This window comes from Pseudomonas sp. THAF187a (assembly GCF_009363395.1).
Taxonomy (GTDB): Bacteria; Pseudomonadota; Gammaproteobacteria; order Pseudomonadales; family Pseudomonadaceae; genus Aquipseudomonas; species Aquipseudomonas khazarica.
Genome location: NZ_CP045349.1, coordinates 3,293,813 through 3,312,429 on the forward strand (window position 1 = coordinate 3,293,813; position 18,617 = coordinate 3,312,429).

An 18,617-nucleotide genomic window follows, 5' to 3' on the forward strand; every position below is an offset into this window, starting at 1 on the left:
TCACTCCTGAATCAGCGGTACAAGCATGTTCGCCTGCAACTCTTCACGATTGAGGAACGGATACAGGTCTTCCAGCGGGCTGGACACCATCTTGCCGTTGACACCGATACGCGAAGTCACGCGCGGGCCAATGGGCTGATCAGGCTCTACCAACACCTCACAAACCACCGGCCCGGGACTGTCGAGCACATCGCGGATAGTCTCCGCCAGGGCAGCCTGGTCACTGACTCGCAAACTGCGAACCCCCATGGCCCCAGCCAACGCCACGATATCCGGCAGGCTCATGCCCGAAGCAGGATCACAGCCGATGGTTTCCTTGAAGTAGCCGCTCTGCGATGCACGAATGGAGGCATACCCGTTGTTGTTCAGCACGAAGTACTTGATCGGCAGTTGCAGGCGACGCACCACCTCCAACTCCTGGATGTTCATTACGAAACCACCATCCCCGTCGACCGAAACTGTGCGTTTGCCGCCAGCGCCCAGGCAACCGCCCAGCGCCGCCGGCAGACCATAGCCCATCGAGCCGAGCCCCCCCGTTGCCACCGAACGCTGCCCACGCTTGAGCCGGGCCGCCAACCAAAAAGTATCAATGGCCGCGCCGGAACTACCAGGAATGAGCAGTTCTCCCTCATCCAGGGCTTCGCACAGGGTTTCGGTGAACACGTAGGTGTTGACGAAGCCGCGTGGCTCGCGATACTCCGGCAGAACCACCGGATAGCGGGCCTTCCATTGCGTGCAACGCGCCAGCCAATCATCAAGAACTAGCGGCTCGGCAGGCATCTGCGCGAGCAAACCATCGATGAAGGCACCGGCGTCACATACGAAACGTTCGTCGGGCAGTTCGCCCAGCTTGGCGATTTCCGCCGGATCGATGTCCACGACCACGATGTCAGCCTCACGGGCAAACTGGCTACGATCGAAACCTGTGATGGAAAAGTCCATGCGACAGCCGATAGCCAGGACCAAATCAGCATTTTGCACCGTGAAATTGGCGCCACGCGGGGCCACCGTACCGCTGCGACCAAAATAGTATGGATGGTCATACTCGAGCAGGTCGGCGCCGATCCAGGTCGTCAGGGTGGGTATGCCAAGCTGTTCGATCAAATGGCGCAGGCTCGCTTCAGCACCTGCACCATGAACACCATTACCGACCAGCAGCACTGGACGCTGCGCCTGCTGCAGTCGCTGCGCCAATCGCGCCAATGCCGATGCCTCGGGAGCAGTCGGCTCAACATGGTGCGGCATCTCGTACCCTTGCAGTTGTTCAGGGTCAATCTCGGTAGCCTGGACATCCAGCGGGACATCCAGCCAAACCGGGCCTTTGCGCCCGCTGAGCATCAGGTGCAACGCCTTCTCCAGCTCGTAGCGTACTCGCAGAGGATCGAGCAGGCACACAGCGTACTTGGTCAGGGGCGTGACCACACTGACGATATCCAGCTCCTGAGTACCGAGCTGACGCAGGCCACTGTCGCCCTTGAGGTCGGCACGCTTGACCTGACCGGAAACGAACAGTACCGGGGTCGACTCGAACCAGGCACCGGCAAGGCCAGTGATTGCGTTGGTTGCACCGGGCCCAGAAGTAACCAGACAAGCACCGAACTTGCCGGAAGTTCGCGCATAGCCCTCGGAGGCGATGGCCGCACCCTGCTCGTGCAGCATGCTCACCGCAGTCAGTCGTGGCTGGCGCAGCAAGGCATTGTTCAGGTGCATCGCCCCGCCACCCGGCAGGAAGAACACATGCCCGATACCTTGACTGGCGATGAATTCGAAGATGTAGTCGGCAACACGCATGAATCATTGCTCTCGAAGGGAGAAAGAGGGAACGCGATCGGCAGGTACGGCGTAGAGCACCAGATCCCAGCCGTCACTGACATGAGGACACAGGCTGAAGCGATAGCCATCCCAGTAGCTGTGCAGTTGCAGGAGGATGTGCCACAGGTGGTTCTGCTCGTGGTACACGCTGACCGCAATCACCGGATGGTGCTCGGCGATCAAGCGGCGGCCACCTGCCAGACACTGTGGCTCGAAACCCTCTATATCGATCTTGATAAAGGTCGGTGGTAGTCCTTGGCTGGTCAGATCGTCCAGGGTAGTCATGGGCACGCGCTCATCGCCCAATCCCACCCGTGACGAAGGGCCGTTGGCCGCCTCGATCAGCACCTCACCGTTGCTGTCGCCCACAGCCAGACGATGGGCGTAGAGCCCAGGGCGGGCCTGGCGCTCCAGACTGTCGCGCAGCGCCGCAAAGTTCCGCGCCACAGGCTCGAAGCAGTGATACTCGCGATAGCCGCGTCCCGTGGCCAGGTAACCTTCCAGCGTGTCGCCGTTAAAGGCCCCCAAGTCAAATACCACCTCGTCGGCGCAGTCGGTGCTGAAATGAGGGTCAAAGTAAATCTGCAAGGGCGAGGAAACCGGCAAAAGATCGTGATCCAGGTGCAGACGCCAGGCAACATGATTAACGAACAAGCGACGCGATGCCTCATCGCCCAGCAAGGCGAATGCCTGCCATATGGCATCAGCTTCGGGCAACACCTTCTCCGGCAGATCCATGCAGTAATGCGGTAGTAAAGGCTGCGGATAGCGCCAGGCAAGGTGGCCAAACAGAGCAATGCGCTCGAATCCCAGTCTGCGCAGAGGCGCCAGGCGGTCCTCCATGCAATCGTGGATATGCCCACTCCAGATAGTGCAGATAACCGCCGGCAATGCCCCTTGCCATTGCTCGACCAACTGGGCGGGACTGTATACCGGCACCGAATCGATGGAGGTTCCCCACAGCGCCGGATTATTGTCCATGAAGGCACAGGGTACCAGGCCCATTTCCTTTAACACGGCTTGAGCCTTGCGCCCCAGATGGCTCGCACCGAACAGCGCAAACGGTCGTTCTAGGTCACCTACCAGGCGCTCCAGTGTATGGGTTTGACGCTCACGCACGGACTTCAGGGGTTCAGCGAGCAGCCTCTCCAGCTCGCTTTCAAGGGTTTCAGCACTCATCGTTTGGCTCCCTTGGCAGGCGGTTTTCCGGCACGGCGTACAGCACAATATCCCAGGCCCGGTCATAAAGATGCTGACCCAGCATGAAACGATAGTCGGCCCGATACGAGTGGATCTGCAGCAGGAGACGCCAGAGATGATCCTGCTCGTGATAAGCACACACGGCCAGCATCGGCTGCTTCTGCGCGATCAATCGACTACCGCCAGCCAGGCACTGTGGCTCGAAACCCTCAATGTCCATCTTGACAAGGCTTGGAGGGGGCAGGCTGTCGGCCAGTGCGTCGAGCGTGGTCATCGGTACCATCTCATCGCCTTCACCGACCTGCAGCGTATGCCCACCACCCGAGTCGATGGCAATCGAGCCTTCATGATCGCCGACCGCCAACAGGTGGGCATGCAGGTTGCCATGGCCTGCCTCGGCAAGCCTGGCGATGGTGTCCTGCAACTGGCTGAGGTTCCCCGTCGAGGGCTCGAAGGAGTGGATCTCCCGATAGCGCCGGCCACTTTCCAGGTACCCCAGGATAGAGTCGCCATTGAAGGCTCCAACGTCGTAGAGCACTTCAGCGTCGTCGCGCCGGCTGAAACGATCACTGAAGTAGATCGCCTCTCCGTCCTCGCTCGGCAAGACTTCGGAATCGAGGGTAAGGCGCCAGGCAACATGCGCTACATACAGGCGTCGAGACGCCTCATCGGCGAGCAAGTGAAATGCTTCACGTATACGGTCTGCCTCCGCGAGCACACGCTCGGGCAAATCCAGACACTGATAGGGCAGCAACTGCGGAAAACGCCAGGCCAGGTGACCAAACAGCGCAATGCGCTGGAAGCCTAGCGAGCGTAACGGAGCACGCCATTGATCCAAGTGGCAGGTACCAACCCGTACGGCACCGATACTGGCGACAACGGCTGGCAAGTGCCCCGCCATGCGCTCGGCCAACTGTGCCGGCCCCACTACCTCGACACCGTCGATACGGCTGCCCCAGAGTGCTGGATTGTTATCCAGAAAGGCCAGCGGCGACAGACCTGCCGCCTGCAGCACGGGCAATACCTGGCGACCTAGACCACCGGCGCCGAACAGCACGAAGGGCGCCTGCTCTCCCCCGATGATCTGCCCCAGGGTTTCGCGCTGACGCTTACGCACCGACTCCAGCGACTCGCTCAGCAGGAGTTCGAGCTGGGACTCGGCATCGCCTCTATAGACTGTATTCACCGTACCTCCAATGCGCCCAGATAACGCAAGGCCGACCAGAAGCCGGCGCCATGGTCCTTGTGTCCCTGCCAGACTTCGGGGATGAAGCTGACATGGGGATGGCGTTTGATCTGCGCCCAGGCGGCCGGCCAGTCGATGTCGCCGGTGCCCATCAGCACGCCTTCGCCGTTGATGCCCTTGGCATCGGCCACATGCAGGTGCGCGGAATGCGGCAGCAACAGTGCCAGGGCTTGCTGGAAGTCGAGGTCGAAGTGGAAGCAGGTCATCTGCAGGTGCGACAGGTCCAGGCACAGGCGCAGGTCATGCTCGCGAGCCTGCGCAGCCAGCTCTTCGGGCATCATGAAGATGTTCTGGTGACGCTGGCCACCGAAATGCCAGGGGAACGGCGCCATGTTCTGCGGGATCAGCTCGGTGCCGGCGAAGTCAACCTGACGGCAGGCCTCATGGAAACGGTCATAGAGCTCGGCACGCATCGCCAGCGGACGCGGCTCATCGGCGGAGAAACCACCTATATTGGCGACGATCAGGCGCGCATCGGCGTCAGGGAAGAACTCGCCGATCTCCAGGGTCGCATCCACCACCCGCTGCAAATTGTCGATGGAGCGCTGGCGATAGGCCGGATCGTCCGCAGCCAGGTCCAGCAACTCGCTGTTCTCGAACAGTTCCGGGGCATGCACCACCAGCCGTGAGCACTCCACTGCGGCGAGAAACGGCTGCGGCTTGAGGCTGAGGTCGCGGTAGGAAAGGTGGAATTCGAACAGGTCCGGACTGATTCGCCGCCGGTAGTCGAGGAAGTCGTGATAGCGCACCGGCACACCCCAGCGGATCGGCAGGTCGAACGCCAGGCGTTGCTCCTGGGCCTGCTCGCTCAGGTCACTGTCGAAGAGGAAATCGCCCTGGGCGATATCACGCCCGGCCGGTTTGTCCAGCAGTTCCGGCAAACGATACGGTGGCAGGCCCTGGCCAGGGCTGGCAATACGCAGCATCGAAGCGTCCATGACGGTGCCACGGGTAATGTCGCGTGCCGCGATCACGCTCTTGCCGAGATTCTCGCGGTTCAGCAGTTCCCCCTGACTGGCATGGCGCCCCGGGCCCTGCCAGGGCAATGCCAGCTCCAGTTGACGAATGCCCTCGACAAGCTGGCGGAATTCTCCCGGCTCCAGGCTGGCCAGATGGTCCGGGCCTTCCATGCCCCGATCCAGGGTGATGTGCCGCTCCACCAGCTTGGCACCCAGCGCCACTGCGCCCAGGGTGATGGCGATGCCGCGCTCATGACCGGAATAGCCAATCAGGCCGTGCAATTCCTGCAGGCGCCGCAGATAGCCAAGCTGGATATCGGCCTCCGGAGCCGGATAGGCGCTGTTGCAATGCAACAAGGCGAACGGCGTACCGAGCGCCTTGAGCTGCTCGATGGCCCGCACGATCTCATGCTCGAAGGACATGCCCGTGGACAGGATCAAGGGTTTGCCCAGGCTGGCGGCCTTGGCGATCAGGTAGGGATTGCACAGATCTGCCGAAGCGATCTTCAGCGCCGCCACGTCGAAACCGGCCAACGCGTCGACACTGGGCTCGTCCCAGGGCGTGCACAGGTAGGTAATGCCCTTCTGCGCGCAATAGGCGCGCACCTCGCGGTGTTCATCGAGGCTGAGCTCTACCTTGTCCAGCAGATCCTGGATGTACTCGACGCCTAGGTCCTCGGCGCGCGAGCCATCGGCCTTGCGGCGGTACAAGGCGTCGCGGTTGCGCAGCTGGAACTTGACGCAGTCGGCACCGGCCTCGATGGCGGCATCGACGAGGCGCCGCGCCAGCTCCAAAGAGCCGTTGTGATTGTTGCCGACTTCGGCGATGACGTAGACACGATCGCCCCCCAACGGGAAGCCGTCGATCAGAAATGAGGTCATTGAATTTTCGTTCGCCATGAGGTCACACCGCTCGATTCGAAGCGGAAGTTCTGGGTCTGACAGCCCAACGCGCCTACGGCGTCGACCACACGTTGGCGGTGCTGGGGCTGCACATAGAACAGGAAGAAGCCGCCACCGCCGGCACCCAGCAGCTTGCCGCCACAGGCCCCTGCGGCCAGAGCGGCTGCGTAGATATCATCGAGTCGGCCATCGCTGATGGCCGAGGAGAAACGCTTTTTCAACTGCCAGGCTTCGTCCAGGCAAGTGCCGAACGCCCTGAGCTCGCCGCGAATGAGAAAGTGGTGCATGCGCCGACACAGGGTGACGCTGGCACTGAGCAGCTCGGTTTGCGACAGCTCGGCTTCGATCTCCTCACGCTGCAGCTGGTGCAGGCGCCCGGAGTCATGGGAGATGCCGGTATCGCACAGCACCAGGCAGGACTCCAGCTCGTTGCGGATGGCGTCCTCCAGCCGAATGGGATGGACGAGGTTGCGCTGATTCTCGAACTCGATCAGGTTGAACCCACCAAAGGCGGAGGCGTACTGATCCTGCCAGCCACCGGCGATGCCAAAGCACAAGCGCTCGGCCTGGAACGCCAGCTCGGCGATCTCGTAGGTATTCCAGCGGTCCTGGCGCAGCTCGTTGAACACCGCGATGGTTGCCGTGGTGGCCGCTGAAGAGCCGCCAAGCCCCGACCCCACTGGAAAATCCGAACGCAGGTACAGGTCGAATCCGTACTTGGGTTTGATCACTGCGATGATGGTGGCCAGCAGGCTCTTCTCCCCTGCGGCCAGCAGTTCGGCCAGGGAGCTGTAGTGTTCTTCGCGCTTCAGGTCTTCAGCGAAGATGCTGATCCGACCATCGTCGCGCGGGATCAGCGTGGCATGGGCGTACAGCCCCACGGTGCAACTGAGCACCGCCGCCGAGTGGTCGATGAAGAAATAGGTGAGGTCCGCGCCGCCGCCGCAGAAGCTCATGCGCACCGGCGCGCGAGCACGCGCCAGCACGGGCACCTCGGCGCTGGCGGCCATCTGCCGGGTATACACCTCCACCAGGCGACCATGCTCATCCAGCCCCGGCAGCGCGTTGTGGCCCAGGTCGAAGGCCTTGAGCAGGTCCTCCCGCGGCACGCCAACCTGCACCGAGTGGAATTCCTCATTCATGCAGGCGGTCACCTGCTCGTCCGTTCTGCCCCCTTGCAGCAGGTGGCGACGTACGTCACCGTTGGTCACCACGCCGAGCAAGCGCATGTCATCAGCGACCACGAAGGATATCTGCAGAGCGCCAGCCTCGATGCATTCGATGGCGTCGAGGATGCTCTGCCGTTCGTGGATGCTGAGGGTTTGCACGAGCAGGCTCATGATCAGGACTCCATCCGAAAGTCATTGGCGTAGCGATCGAACGACTCCGGCGTGCCGATATCGATGAAGCGACCGCTGTACTCGATGACACTCACGGCCTCTCGGGCCAGCAACTCGGGCAGCAGCTCCTGCTCCATCGAGCACGCACGCACGGCAGCGCTGACGAAGGTATCGCAGGTGAAAGCGTAGACGCCCGCGTTGATCAGGCCCGCTCCTCCGCGACCTTTCTCCAGCAACGCCTGCAGCTGGCCAGCGGCGTCGATTTCTAGGCTGCCGTAACGACTGCGATCGTCCACACGTGCTCCCAGCAGCGCATTGCCGGGCCCCTGCATCATCAGCCGGTAGCCATCGACATCGACGAAGGTATCGGCGTTGAGCACCAGGTAGCGGCCCTGCGCAGGCTGCTCACGCAACGCGTTGAGCAGCGCGCCCCCAGTGCCCATCGGGCTGGACTCGACCACCAGCGTCAGTGGCAGCCCTGCGTCACGCGCCAGGCCAGCGAGCTGCTCGGCCACCTGCTCGGCTCGATAATGGGCGCAGAGCACCGCCTCGCTGATACCGGCGCGCGCCAGCTGACGCAGTACGCGTGCCAGGAAAGGCTCTCCGTGCACCGGCACCAGCGCTTTCTGCGCATCGGTCACGCTGCGCAGGCGCGTGCCGAAACCACCGCAGAGCACATAGGCACGCATCAGCGCAGCCTCCGCACGTAGGTTTCCAGGCTGCGCGCGGCATGCTCCAGATGATCCTCGGTGAGCCCTGGCCAGAGACCGATCCAGAAGGTGTCACGCATCACCTTGTCGGTCACTGTCAGCTCACCGCTCACACGGTATTGCTGGCCTTGCATGTAGGGCTGGCGCGTCAGGTTGCCAGCGAACAGCAGGCGCGTGCCTACACGTTGCTCATCCAGATGGCGCAGCAACCCGACCCGTTCGATGCCGCAACCATCGCGCAGGGTCAGCGGGAAGCCGAACCATGACGGATCGCTGCCTGGCGTCGCGTGCGGCAGGATCAGTTGCTCGGCACAGCCGGCCAGACGCTCGCTGAGCCAGGCGAAGTTGCGCTTGCGTGCGGCAATGAAATCATCGAGGCGATCCATCTGCGCCAGGGCACAGGCGGCCTGCATGTCGGTGATCTTCAGGTTGTAGCCCAGGTGCGAGTAGGTGTACTTGTGGTCGTAGCCTTCCGGCAGCTCACCCAGCTGCCAGCAGAAGCGCTTGCCACAGGTGTTGTCCTCGCCTGGCGCGCAATAGCAGTCACGTCCCCAGTCGCGGAACGACTCGACGATGCGCTTGAGCAGCGGCGAGTCGGTGAACACCGCCCCGCCCTCACCCATGGTGATGTGGTGGGCCGGATAGAAACTCAGCGTGCCCAGGTCGCCGAAGCCGCCTACCTGACGCCCTTCGTAGGTTGCACCGAGGGCATCGCAGCAATCTTCGATCAACCACAGGCCATAACGGTCGCACAATTCGCGGACGACTTTGAGGTTGAAAGGGTTGCCCAGCGTATGGGCAAGCATGATGGCCTTGGTACGCGGCCCGATGGCGGCTTCGATCAAAGCCGGATCGATGTTGTAGGTGCCCAGTTCGATATCGACGAATACCGGCACCGCACCAAACTGCAGGATGGGATTGACCGTGGTGGGAAAACCGGCGGCCACGCCAATCACTTCGTCGCCCTTGCGGATCGCTCGGTCGCCCAGACGTGGCGAGGTCAACGCGGAGAACGCCAGCAAATTGGCCGAAGAGCCGGAGTTTGTGGTCAGCACACCACGCCGCCCCAGGTAACGGGCCAGGCGCTTCTCGAAGGCCTGGTTGAAGCGCCCGGTGGTCAACCAGCCATCCAGCACGGCCTCGGTCATGTTTTTCAACTCGCCCGCGCCGATCACCTTGCCGGACGGCGGCACGGCATCGCGCCCCGCTTCGAAGGCAGCAGGAGCCAATTGCAGTTCGGCATAGCGTTCCACCAGCTCGGCAATCTGCTGCCGCAGCGCCTGCGCCGTCTGTTCACTCATGGGTTTCGCCTTGATACGCCGCGATCTGCGCACGGCTGAATGTCTGCATGTCCTCGCCGGCCTGCCAGGCCTGGTGCCAATCGAGGGTTCGTTCGATGGCCTGCTGCAAGGTCCAGCGCGGGCGCCAATCCAGACGCACACGCGCCTGGCTGGAGTCCAGCGCGAGCAGGCCAGCCTCGTGCGGCTGCTCACTCGCCTCGACCGACCAGCGCGCCTCATCAGGCCAGCGCCGGGCCAGCCGCTCGACCAGTTCGCCGACGCTGACCAGCCCCTCGTTGTCGGGGCCGAAGTTCCATGCCTCCGCCACGGCCTCGCCCTGCTCGACCAGCGCCTGCGCCAGGCGCAGATAGCCGTGCAGAGGTTCGAGCACGTGCTGCCAGGGACGCACGGCCTGCGGGTAGCGCAGCGTCAGTGACTGCCCGGCCTGCCAGGCACGCAGGATATCGGGCAGCAGACGGTCAGCCGACCAATCGCCACCGCCGATCACATTGCCGGCCCGCGCCGTGGCCAGCGCGATGCCCGACTCACGCAGGAACGACTCGCGCCAGGACGCGCACAACAACTCCACGCAGGCCTTGCTGCTGCTGTAAGGATCATGTCCACCGAGGCCATCACTTTCGCGGTACGGCCAGAGCCATTCACGGTTCTCATAGCACTTGTCGCTGGTCACCACCAACATTGCACGCACACTGTCGCAATGGCGCACCGCCTCCAGCAGGTTGACCGTGCCCATGACATTGGTCGCGTAGGTCTCGGCAGGCGCACGGTAGGATTCGCGCACCAGCGGCTGAGCCGCCAGGTGCAGGACGATTTCCGGGCGAAACGTCGCTACGACCTCGCTCACGCGCTGGGTATCACGGATGTCGGCCAGGGTCCCCGGCACCTGCTCGTGCAGTTGCGCAACCTGCCACAGAGAAGGCCTGTCGGGAGCCGGCAATGCATAACCGCAGACCTCTGCCCCCAGCTCCCGCAGCCATAGCGCCAACCAGCCGCCCTTGAAACCGGTGTGCCCGGTCAACAGGACCCGGCGGCCTGCCCAGAACGCCGTATTCACGACCATAGACGCCACTCCGCCTGGCCGCTCTTCCAGCGCTCTTCGAGCAGCACACGATCGCGCAGCGTATCCATCGGCTGCCAGAAGCCGCGATGCAGATGACTCATCAACTGCCCCTGTTCGGACAGCTGACGCATCGGCTCGTACTCCCAGGTGGTGTCGTCGCCGTCGATGTAATCGAACACACCCGGCTCGAGCACGAAGAAGCCACCATTGATCCAGCCGCCATCGCCCTGAGGCTTTTCCTGGAAGCCCCGCACCTGCTGCCCCTGGACATCCAGGGCACCATAACGGCCAGGTGGCTGTACGGCCGTCACCGTGGCGAGCTTGCCGTGGCCACGGTGAAAATCGATCAGTTGCGGAATGTCGATGTTGGCGACGCCATCGCCGTAGGTCAGGCAGAAGGTCTCATCGCCCAGATAGTCACGCACACGCTTCAGACGACCGCCCGTGGCGGTGCTCTCGCCGGTGTCGACCAGGGTCACACGCCACGGCTCGGCATGCCGGTTGTGGATGTGCATCTGGTTCTCTGCCATGTCGAAGGTCACGTCCGACATGTGCAGGAAGTAGTTGGCGAAATACTCCTTGATGACGTAACCCTTGTAGCCTAGGCAGATCACGAAATCGTTGATGCCGTAGTGGGAGTAGATCTTCATGATGTGCCAGATGATCGGCTTGCCGCCTATCTCGATCATCGGCTTGGGCCGCAGGTGAGACTCTTCGCTGATACGCGTGCCCAGCCCACCGGCCAGAATGACTGTTTTCATAGACTCGCCCAGGTCGTCCGCTCAGACCGACAATTCATTGACCTTACCCCACTCCCACGAACCATTCGAGCAAAATGCATGCCGCACTGCAGAAGGATACGGGGGGAGCAAGACATGACGGGAAAACGTGAAGCGAACCGCCACGGCCGTCCCGCCCGAAGGGGGCGGGAGCGTAGCAGCACTGGGGAGGAGGCGGCTAGTTAACGCAACTGATTGAACAGATTCAGACCGGCAATCTTCACGTAGCTCTGCTGTGCCGCCTCGAGCACGATGGTCTGGAATGACAGGCGCGACAGCGCCTCGGCGTAATCCAGCTCTCGCAGGTCGGCCTGCACGGACTTGTTCACCAGGGTGACGTCCTCGTTGTCGATCTGCGTGGTCTCGATCAGGTTGCGCCGGGCACCGATCTCGGTGCGGACCTCATCGACGTTGCCCATGCCGTTGTCGAGGTTCTTCAGGGCAATGGCCACCTCGTCACGGATCGCCAGGTTGCCGGCCGGCGAGGTCGGCGAGGACTCCAGGGTCTGGCGCAGGCGCGCGATGGTGTCGAGGATGCTGCGCTGCTCCTGGAACTGCGGCTGCACGCCGAACTCATCGCCGCCCGCCGCGTTGGCCGGGGCGGAAATGCTGAAGTCGACCCCATAGACGTTGAAGGTCGACGGATAGGGGCCCGCCGCGGTACCCGTGCTCAGCACCGGGCTGCCAGGCCCGAGCGGCTGGGCGTAGACCTCGTAGTTGGTCGCATCGGTGAAGCGCACCACCACCCCCGCCGTGGGAAATTGCGCGTCGAAGGTCGCCTGGTTGACGATGGTGCCGCCCGAGACCACCGCACCCGAGGCGTTGGTCGAGGAACGGGTCACGGCGAACTCGGTCTCGGCCGACTGCAGGGTGAAGCTGTGGGTACCGATGCCCGGCGTACCCGCCGTTGCCGGCGGCTGAATGTCCGCCAGCAGGTTGTCCAGGTCCATGGAGTTGTCGCCGTCCTTCAGCACCACGTCGAGCTGAAAGCGCATGCCACGGAAGTTGATCGTGTTGCCACTGTTGGCCAGCGGGTCGATCTTGCCGCCACCCGGAATCTCGGACGTGACATCGGCCCCGGAAGCGTCGTAGATGCGGAATTCGTTGCCGCTGACGAACGCCAGCGAATAGGGCTCGCCACTGCGGAAGGTGGCGTTGAAGGCGCGGTCGTCCTCGACCAGGCCCGGCGAGATGAACACGCGCTGCTCGTCGGCGGGAACCGCCGGAATGCTGGTGGCCGGCAGCGGCGGCGTCGGCAATGCCGGGTTGTTGACACCGTCGGTGTTGGCCACCCGGTTGGCATTGGTGACGCTCTCAAACAGGCGCTTGCCGTTGTCGTTGATCGCCACGTTGGTCGAGCTGGCGACCTGCAGGCTGCGCTGGCCTTCGTCACCGAAGTAGGAGTAGGTGCCGTCCGGGTTGCGGACGAACGGCTCGGTCTTGCCCAGGTTGCCGCTGAACAGGTATTCGCCACGGGCGTTGCGGCTGTTCATCAGGTTGAGCAACTCGGCCTCGCGCTCCTCCAGCTCCTTGGCGATCGACTGGCGATCCTCTGCCGACAGGCTTCCGCCGCCGGCACGCACGGCCAGTTCGCGCACCCGCTGCATGACGGTGTTGACCGAGTTGAGCGTGGTCTCTTCCTGCACCAGGCTGTTTTCCGCCGCCGTCAGGTTGTCGTTGTACTGCTTGAGCACGGCCTGCTGCTGCTCCAGCTGCAGCAGGCGCACCGAGGCCACCGGATCGTCCGCCGGCGTGAGGATGCGGTTGCCGCTGCTGATCTGTTCCTGGGTCCGGATCACATTGGAATAGTTGCGCCCCAGACCGGAAACGCCGTTGTTGAACGCCTGGATGGATGAAATGCGCATGACCATGGGGCTTGCCTCTTGCAACGCCTGTCAGTTGAACAGGCTACACCCTCTCGATGCCGGGAGGGTGACTATCAGAATGTATTGATCAGGGTATCGAACAGGCTACGCGCAACTTGAATGATCTGCGCCGACGCCTGGTAGTACTGCTCGAACTGGATCAGCTTGGCGGCCTCCTCGTCGAGGTTCACCCCGGAGACCGAATCGCGGTTGTCGGTGGCCTGCTTGAGGATCGCACCGGTCGCCTCTCCGTCGACCCGCGCCTGGCTGGTCAGGGTACCGACACGCTCGACGAGATCACCGTAGGAGTCGGTGAAACTTGCACCGGTCGTGCCGGGCGCCGCCGGGTTGATGCCGATCACCGCCTTGTTCTGCAGGTCGGTCAGTTTCAGGGCGTTGCGGTTGTCGGACACGCCATTGGTGTTGAACGACACCGAGAAGTTGTCGCCGCCCTCGGGACGGCCACTGATGGTGACTTCGTAATCGAAGGTGCTGGGCACGTTCGGCGGGTTGGCCGGTACGGTGATGGTGACCGTGTTGTTCTGTCCCGGCACGATGCTGCCGGTGTCGATCACGTTGCCGTTGATATCGACCACGTCGTAGCTCTGGGTCGCACCACCGCCCGCCCCCATCACGATGCGCAGAGGCGGCGCATTGCGCAGGCTGGTCTCCAGATCGGCCTGCGCGACCGGATCGTAGATGTCGATCTCGGTGAGCAGGCTCGGTTGGGTGATCTTGCCGGTGCCGATATTGGCCGGGCTGGTCTCGGCCTTGAGCGGCGAGGCGAACGCCAGCTCTTCGGCGTTCTTCATGTCGGCACGCATGTGGCTGCCGGCATTGCGGGTCGGCATGATGGAGAAGCGATCCCCCGCGGCGAAGGTGCCCGCCGCCACACCGAGCGAGAAGCCATCGACCTCCGGGGCCGGGACGGTGGTGATATCGAACGTCGCCGGCGTCGGCGGGAACAGGGTGCCATCGGAGACACGCCGCACCACGTACTCGGTCGCGCTGGTGAACTGCACCTCGTAGTCACTGGTGGTCAGCTGCGTGGTGTCGGTGATGGTGACGTTGAGATTGGCCGTCGGGTCGCTGTTACCGACCCGAGCCAGGCTGCGCTGGGCCAGCAGCAGCGGATCGTTGAGCGGCCTGAACAGCTCGTTGCCGAACTCGCCGTTGAGGTCCAGGCCCTGGCCCAGCTGGCGGTTGATCTGGTCGGTGACCGACAGCGCCAGGCGGCCGACCGCGTTCAGCGAGGTATCCAGCACGTCCTGGCGATAGCGCAGCAGGCCGCCCATCTCGCCACCGGTGATCAGCGAAGTGACGTTCTGCCGCGAGTTGCCGCTGACGAACTGGATTTCACTACGCAACGGGTCGCTCTGCCCCGGCGTCACCTCCAGGCGTGCGGCATTGCTGCCCACCACCAGCGGCTGGCCGGAACCGATGAACAGGTTGTAGGTGTTGTCGTCCTGCGGCACCACCGTCACGCCGACGAACTCGGAGAGCTTGCGCACCGCTTCTTCACGGGCGTCGAGCAGGTCGTTCGGGGCCTGCCCGTTGGACGCCGCCACGGCGATGGCATCGTTGTAACCGGCGATCGAGGTCGCCAGCTGATTGACCTGATCGGTCACGGCGGACAGCTGTTTGTTGATGAAGGCGTTCTGCTCGTTCAGCCGGTCATAGATCGTGTTGAAGCGCTTGGCCAGGCCTTCGGCTTCGGACAGCACCAGCTGCCGCGCCGGAATGTTGGCAGGGTCCTCGGCGGCCGTCTGCAACGCGGCGAACAGCTTCTGCAGGCCCGGCGTGACACCGGTGGTGCTGCCTGCGAGCAACGAGTCGAGCTGGTTGATCTGACTCAGGTACGCCTGGGTGTCGCTGTTCAACGCCGTGCTGCTGCGCACCTGCGTATTGAGGAACTCGTTGTAGATGCGCCGCACATCGACCAGCGTGGTGCCCGAGCCGATGTACCCCGCCCCGCTGAACTGCGGCGTGCGGGTGGCCTGCACGGTTTCCTGGCGGGAGAAACCGGGCGTGTTGACGTTGACGATGTTGTGCCCCGTCACCGACAGCGACGTCTTGTTCGCTGCCAGCCCGGACAGGCCTATGTTGAGTAGGTCAGCCATGAGTCAACCTCAGGTCCTTGTGGTGGCGCTGTCGGCAGCGGCGATTGCCTGATAGGTCTGCATCTTGCGCGCGATCTGGGAGATCTTGCGGGCGTACTGCGGATCCGTGGCATAACCGGCCTGCTGCAGTTCCTTGACGAAGCGCTCCGGGTTGTCGGTGCTGCTCAGGGCCTTCTCGTAGCGCCCGTTGTTCTGCAGGAAGCTGACGTAGTCGTCGAAGCTCTGCGCATAGGAGTCGTAGGCACGGAAGTTGGCGGTTTCACGCACGGCCTTGCCGCCCTGGTACTCGGTGGTCAGCACGCGTGCCGACTCGCCATCCCAGCTGTTGTGGGTCTTGATGCCGAACAGGTTGTGGCTGCTCTGACCATCGCCGGTACGAATGATGGATTTGCCCCAGCCGGTTTCCAGCGCGGCCTGCGCCACCAGGTAGCGCGGGTCCACGCCGATCTTCTCGGCGGCGGCCTCGGCCATCGGCAGCATGGTGGCGACGAACTCCTGCGGCGAGCTGAATGCCGCCTTGCCCGGCGCCAGCGGGGGCTGGGCGATACGGCGGCCGGTCAGGGCGTCACTGTTGCCCAGGCTCAGGGCCTTGTCCCGGGGCGCGGCGCTGCTCTGCGCCGGAATCCAGTCGCTGCCGGACAGGGTCTTGCCCTCCCCCTCCCCGGCCGACGGCACGATGCCTGCCAGCAGGCGGTCCGCCAGTTTGCCGGGCACGGCCAGACGACGGCGATTGAGCAGCGCCACGTCATCACGGAAACCTTCGGCGCTGGCCACCTTGTCTGCCGCTTTGTCAGTCGTCGTGGCGAACGTCGCAGCCACCGGCTGTTCGACCTGGGCGAACGGATTGGGCCGGCTCGACGGCTGCTTGATCTTCGACATCTGCCGTACCAGCACGTCGGCCAGGCCGATGCCACGCCCTTCCTTGGAGAGCGTCACCGCCAGCTGCTGGTCGTACATGTCCTGGTAGGTCTTGCTCTCGTTGCTGTTCATGAAGTTGCCCTCGCCGAACGCGGCATTGGCCGAACGCATGGCCTTGAGCATTTCGTTCATGAACAGCGATTCGAATTCCTGCGCGACCTTGCGGATATTCTGCTCGCTGTCGCCACCGACCTTGAACTGGTTCAGGCGGTTCAGGTCGGTGAAGGCACCGCTGTCGATCGGGCTTTTGCCGTTGCCGAGCAGGCCGGCCGAGAGTCGAGAATCCATATCGGCAGTCCTCCTCAGATCACGATCAGGTCGGCCTGCAGAGCGCCGGCTTGCTTGAGCGCCTCCAGGATGGCCATCAGATCGGAGGGCGCAGCGCCCACCTGGTTAACCGCACGCACGATCTCGTCGAGGCTGGTACCCGGACCGAACTTGAACATCGGCTTGGCCTCCTCCTCGGCGCCCACGCGCGAACGTGGCACCACCGCCGTCTGGCCACCCGAGAGCGCGTCCGGCTGGCTGACGATCGGATCTTCGGTGATGGTCACCGTCAGGCTGCCGTGGGTGACGGCCGCTGGCTGGACCTTGACGTTCTGGCCAATGACGATGGTGCCGGTACGCGAATTGATGATGACCTTGGCGATGGCCTGCCCGGCCTCCACCTCGAGATTCTCCAGGATCGACAGGTAGTCGACGCGCTGGTTGGGGTCGAGCGGCGCGCTGACCCGGATCGAGCCGCCGTCGATGGCCTGTGCCACGCCCGGGCCCAGCAGGTTGTTGACCTGGTCGACGATGTTCTTCGCCGTGGTGAAGTCGGGGCGATTGAGGTTCAGGGTCAGGTAGTTGCCCTGATCGAAACCGCTCGGCACCGGGCGTTCCACGGTGGCACCGCCAGGGATGCGGCCGGCGGACGGCACGTTGACGGTGATGCGCGAGCCATCGGCGCCGCTGGCATCGAAGCCACCGACCACCAGGTTGCCCTGAGCGATGGCATAGACGTTGCCGTCGATGCCCTTGAGCGGGGTCATCAGCAGGCTGCCGCCGCGCAGGCTCTTGGCGTTGCCGATCGACGAGATGGTGATGTCGATGACCTGGCCCGGCTTGGCGAACGGCGGCAGGTCGGCATGCACCGACACGGCGGCGACGTTCTTCAGCTGCACGTTGCCGCCGGCCGGCACCTTGATGCCGAACTGCGCCAGCATGTTGTTGAAGGTCTGCACGGTGAACGGGGTCTGGGTGGTCTGATCACCACTGCCGTTGAGCCCCACCACCAGGCCGTAGCCGATCAGCTGGTTGCTGCGCACGCCCTGGATCGAGGCCAGGTCCTTCAGGCGTTCGGCCTGGGTCGGCAGGCTCAGCAGCATGCAGCCGAGCAGAGTGGCCAGGAGCAGCCAGTCGTTGGCACCGCGATGACGGTAGCCGCGATGGGCCACGGCGAACTGACGACGGCAGGCTCCGGCCGCGACGGCCTCGTGCCGACTGGACGCCCTGCAGGACTGGACGCGCCCGCCCGGCTTGCGCGCCGCGTCGACCGCGAAGGCCTTGCGCGCAGAACCGCTCGCGCTGAATCGCGCATACCAGTGGGCCAGGCGGCTCAGCGCCAGGAACGAAGGATGAGGCAACCAGGTTTTCATTTGCGCGCCCTCAGGGTCAGAACGGCCACAGCGGGCTCATGAAGAAGCGGCTCAACCAGCCAGGCTGACTGGCGTCGGCGAAGGCCCCGGTGCCGGAATAGGTGATACGCGCATCCGCCACCCGCGTCGAGGCGACGGTGTTGTCGGTGGCGATGTCATCGGCGCGAACCAGACCGGAGATGCGCACCAGCTCATCACCGGTATTGAGGGTCATCCACTTCTCGCCGCGTACGGCGAGGATGCCGTTGGGCAGCACTTCGGCGACGGTCACGGTGATCGAACCGGACAGGCTGTTGCTCTGCCCTGCCTGGCCGGAGCCGGTGTTGGCGCGCTGCGAATCCCAGCTCGAATCCAGGCTCAGCTTGTCGTTGGTCATGCCCAGGGCGCTGAGGCCGCTCAGCGGATTCTTCGGTGCTACCGCCATGCCGAACAGATTGGGCACGCCCAGGGTGCCGCTGCTGTCCTTCTGCAGCGAGCTGTTGGCGTTCTTGCTGGCCTGCGTCCGCTCGTTGAGGGTGATGGTGATGATGTCGCCGACGCGGAATGCCTTGCGGTCGTCATACAGGCCGTTCTCGAATCCTGCCTGGTAGATCGAACCGTTGTTCTGTGCCGCCGGCAACGGCGTGCGCGGCAGTACCGGCGCGTAATAGGGATCATCCGGCTTGGCTGTCGGCGCCACGCAGCCGCTGCCGAGCAGCAGGCCAGCCAACAGGGGGAAACAGAGTATTTGCCGGTTCATAACCACTACCTCGCGGCGTTCACAA

14 protein-coding genes are annotated in these 18,617 nt (G+C 63.7%); all 14 read right to left on the reverse strand.

Going from position 1 to position 18,617, the window contains the following annotated elements; translation table 11 throughout:
* The 14 genes from FIV02_RS15395 to flgH all read right to left on the reverse strand — a co-directional run bounded on the left by FIV02_RS15395 (nucleotide 1) and on the right by flgH (nucleotide 18,592).
* Nucleotides 1–1,791: a thiamine pyrophosphate-binding protein gene (locus FIV02_RS15395; protein ID WP_152489109.1), complete on the reverse strand. Its 1,791-nt coding sequence runs from the start codon at nucleotides 1,789–1,791 to the stop codon at nucleotides 1–3.
* A gap of 3 nt (nucleotides 1,792–1,794) precedes the next feature.
* Complete coding sequence (locus tag FIV02_RS15400) at nucleotides 1,795–2,991, reverse strand: FkbM family methyltransferase (RefSeq protein WP_172979165.1); 1,197 nt, start codon at nucleotides 2,989–2,991, stop codon at nucleotides 1,795–1,797.
* On the reverse strand, nucleotides 2,981–4,198 hold the full coding sequence (locus tag FIV02_RS15405) for an FkbM family methyltransferase (protein WP_152489111.1): 1,218 nt from the start codon (nucleotides 4,196–4,198) through the stop codon (nucleotides 2,981–2,983). Before FIV02_RS15405 ends, FIV02_RS15400 begins: the two co-directional genes overlap by 11 nt.
* Nucleotides 4,195–6,099 carry an N-acetylneuraminate synthase family protein gene (locus tag FIV02_RS15410; RefSeq protein ID WP_152489112.1) on the reverse strand — a complete coding sequence of 635 codons (1,905 nt, stop codon included), beginning with the start codon at nucleotides 6,097–6,099 and terminating at the stop codon, nucleotides 4,195–4,197. The genes FIV02_RS15405 and FIV02_RS15410 overlap by 4 nt, the downstream gene beginning before the upstream one ends.
* Nucleotides 6,096–7,460, reverse strand: a complete 1,365-nt coding sequence (locus tag FIV02_RS15415; protein ID WP_152489113.1) for a CBS domain-containing protein — start codon at nucleotides 7,458–7,460, stop codon at nucleotides 6,096–6,098. Before FIV02_RS15415 ends, FIV02_RS15410 begins: the two co-directional genes overlap by 4 nt.
* A gap of 2 nt (nucleotides 7,461–7,462) precedes the next feature.
* Entirely contained in the window at nucleotides 7,463–8,149 is a 687-nt protein-coding gene (locus FIV02_RS15420) for a sugar phosphate nucleotidyltransferase (protein ID WP_152489114.1), read from the reverse strand.
* The gene (gene rfbH / locus FIV02_RS15425; protein ID WP_152489115.1) at nucleotides 8,149–9,471 is read right to left on the reverse strand and encodes a lipopolysaccharide biosynthesis protein RfbH; all 1,323 of its coding nucleotides are present in this window, start codon (nucleotides 9,469–9,471) and stop codon (nucleotides 8,149–8,151) included. The genes FIV02_RS15420 and rfbH overlap by 1 nt, the downstream gene beginning before the upstream one ends.
* A complete protein-coding gene (rfbG, locus tag FIV02_RS15430) occupies nucleotides 9,464–10,531 on the reverse strand; it encodes a CDP-glucose 4,6-dehydratase (RefSeq protein WP_152489116.1) in 1,068 nt (355 codons plus the stop codon). Before rfbG ends, rfbH begins: the two co-directional genes overlap by 8 nt.
* On the reverse strand, nucleotides 10,522–11,292 hold the full coding sequence (rfbF, locus tag FIV02_RS15435; RefSeq protein ID WP_152489117.1) for a glucose-1-phosphate cytidylyltransferase: 771 nt from the start codon (nucleotides 11,290–11,292) through the stop codon (nucleotides 10,522–10,524). Before rfbF ends, rfbG begins: the two co-directional genes overlap by 10 nt.
* Nucleotides 11,293–11,492: 200 nt before the next feature.
* The gene (locus FIV02_RS15440; RefSeq protein WP_152489118.1) at nucleotides 11,493–13,181 is read right to left on the reverse strand and encodes a flagellar hook-associated protein 3; all 1,689 of its coding nucleotides are present in this window, start codon (nucleotides 13,179–13,181) and stop codon (nucleotides 11,493–11,495) included.
* Nucleotides 13,182–13,249: 68 nt separating this feature from the next.
* Complete coding sequence (gene flgK, locus FIV02_RS15445) at nucleotides 13,250–15,295, reverse strand: flagellar hook-associated protein FlgK (RefSeq protein WP_037050366.1); 2,046 nt, start codon at nucleotides 15,293–15,295, stop codon at nucleotides 13,250–13,252.
* A gap of 9 nt (nucleotides 15,296–15,304) precedes the next feature.
* Nucleotides 15,305–16,501 (reverse strand): flagellar assembly peptidoglycan hydrolase FlgJ, encoded by a 1,197-nt coding sequence (flgJ, locus tag FIV02_RS15450; RefSeq protein ID WP_152489119.1) that lies wholly within the window; start codon nucleotides 16,499–16,501, stop codon nucleotides 15,305–15,307.
* A gap of 14 nt (nucleotides 16,502–16,515) precedes the next feature.
* Entirely contained in the window at nucleotides 16,516–17,583 is a 1,068-nt protein-coding gene (locus FIV02_RS15455; RefSeq protein WP_037050585.1) for a flagellar basal body P-ring protein FlgI, read from the reverse strand.
* A gap of 286 nt (nucleotides 17,584–17,869) precedes the next feature.
* Nucleotides 17,870–18,592, reverse strand: a complete 723-nt coding sequence (gene flgH, locus FIV02_RS15460; RefSeq protein WP_037050361.1) for a flagellar basal body L-ring protein FlgH — start codon at nucleotides 18,590–18,592, stop codon at nucleotides 17,870–17,872.
* Between the last annotated feature and the right edge of the window lie 25 nt (nucleotides 18,593–18,617).

What these genes read in the sequence shown, in the direction of transcription:
- FIV02_RS15440 (WP_152489118.1), bottom strand. Translation starts at nt 13,181, where the DNA reads ATGGTCATGCGCATTTCATCCATCCAGGCGTTCAACAACGGCGTTTCC.
- rfbH (WP_152489115.1), bottom strand. Translation starts at nt 9,471, where the DNA reads ATGAGTGAACAGACGGCGCAGGCGCTGCGGCAGCAGATTGCCGAGCTG.
- flgH (WP_037050361.1), bottom strand. Translation starts at nt 18,592, where the DNA reads ATGAACCGGCAAATACTCTGTTTCCCCCTGTTGGCTGGCCTGCTGCTC.
- FIV02_RS15410 (WP_152489112.1), bottom strand. Translation starts at nt 6,099, where the DNA reads ATGACCTCATTTCTGATCGACGGCTTCCCGTTGGGGGGCGATCGTGTC.
- flgK (WP_037050366.1), bottom strand. Translation starts at nt 15,295, where the DNA reads ATGGCTGACCTACTCAACATAGGCCTGTCCGGGCTGGCAGCGAACAAG.
- flgJ (WP_152489119.1), bottom strand. Translation starts at nt 16,501, where the DNA reads ATGGATTCTCGACTCTCGGCCGGCCTGCTCGGCAACGGCAAAAGCCCG.
- FIV02_RS15400 (WP_172979165.1), bottom strand. Translation starts at nt 2,991, where the DNA reads ATGAGTGCTGAAACCCTTGAAAGCGAGCTGGAGAGGCTGCTCGCTGAA.
- FIV02_RS15455 (WP_037050585.1), bottom strand. Translation starts at nt 17,583, where the DNA reads ATGCTGCTGAGCCTGCCGACCCAGGCCGAACGCCTGAAGGACCTGGCC.
- rfbG (WP_152489116.1), bottom strand. Translation starts at nt 10,531, where the DNA reads ATGGTCGTGAATACGGCGTTCTGGGCAGGCCGCCGGGTCCTGTTGACC.
- rfbF (WP_152489117.1), bottom strand. Translation starts at nt 11,292, where the DNA reads ATGAAAACAGTCATTCTGGCCGGTGGGCTGGGCACGCGTATCAGCGAA.
- FIV02_RS15420 (WP_152489114.1), bottom strand. Translation starts at nt 8,149, where the DNA reads ATGCGTGCCTATGTGCTCTGCGGTGGTTTCGGCACGCGCCTGCGCAGC.
- FIV02_RS15395 (WP_152489109.1), bottom strand. Translation starts at nt 1,791, where the DNA reads ATGCGTGTTGCCGACTACATCTTCGAATTCATCGCCAGTCAAGGTATC.
- FIV02_RS15415 (WP_152489113.1), bottom strand. Translation starts at nt 7,460, where the DNA reads ATGAGCCTGCTCGTGCAAACCCTCAGCATCCACGAACGGCAGAGCATC.